Origin of the sequence: Enterococcus sp. HY326 (assembly GCF_026157065.1) — a bacterium.
GTDB lineage: Bacteria > Bacillota > Bacilli > Lactobacillales > Enterococcaceae > HY326.
Map to the genome: position 1 here is coordinate 1 of NZ_JANLGQ010000033.1, position 616 is coordinate 616.

Sequence of the window (616 nt, forward strand, 5' to 3'; positions counted from 1 at the left end):
CCACTCCTTTTCTTTCGGTGGAGCAAGCTCCGGTGAAAGAAAAAGCGTTCGACTTGCATGTATTAGGCACGCCGCCAGCGTTCGTCCTGAGCCAGGATCAAACTCTCATAATAAAAGTGTTTGCACAGTCTTGCGACTGTTAGCTCATTAATTGTTTGCTAGCTTTTGCTTGCAATGTTTATTTTGTTCTTGACTATCAAGAACGCCCTACACATTGGTTCGTTTGCTTTGTTCAGTTTTCAAAGGTCTACATGTTGCGATTCAGCCTCTTAAAAAGAAGTGAATCTGTTGTTTCAGCAACTTTTATATCTTATCAGCTTTGCAGCTGATTGTCAACGTATTTTTAGAATCTCCTAAAAATACTTTCGAAAAATATAAAGTTTTTGAAAGTAGAAATAACTTGTTATTTCTAACTCCGGCAGTAGGACTCGAACCTACGACATCATGATTAACAGTCATGCGCTACTACCAACTGAGCTATGCCGGAATAAACAACTGCGTGGCGACGTCCTACTCTCACAAAGGGCAACCCTTCACTACAATCGGCGCTAAGAAGCTTAACTTCTGTGTTCGGCATGGTTACAGGTGTATCCTTCTCGCTATCGCCACCACACAA

General features: G+C 41.7%; 1 tRNA gene and 2 rRNA genes. All 3 read right to left on the reverse strand.

Annotated features, from left to right (window positions below):
- Positions 1-113: ribosomal RNA gene (locus tag ORH16_RS18880) — 16S ribosomal RNA — on the reverse strand; the annotation flags it as partial.
- Positions 114-413: 300 nt separating this feature from the next.
- Positions 414-487: transfer RNA gene (locus ORH16_RS18885), tRNA-Asn, on the reverse strand.
- Between the two features lie 10 nt (positions 488-497).
- Positions 498-613, reverse strand: a 5S ribosomal RNA gene (gene rrf / locus ORH16_RS18890).
- Positions 614-616: the final 3 nt, after the last annotated feature.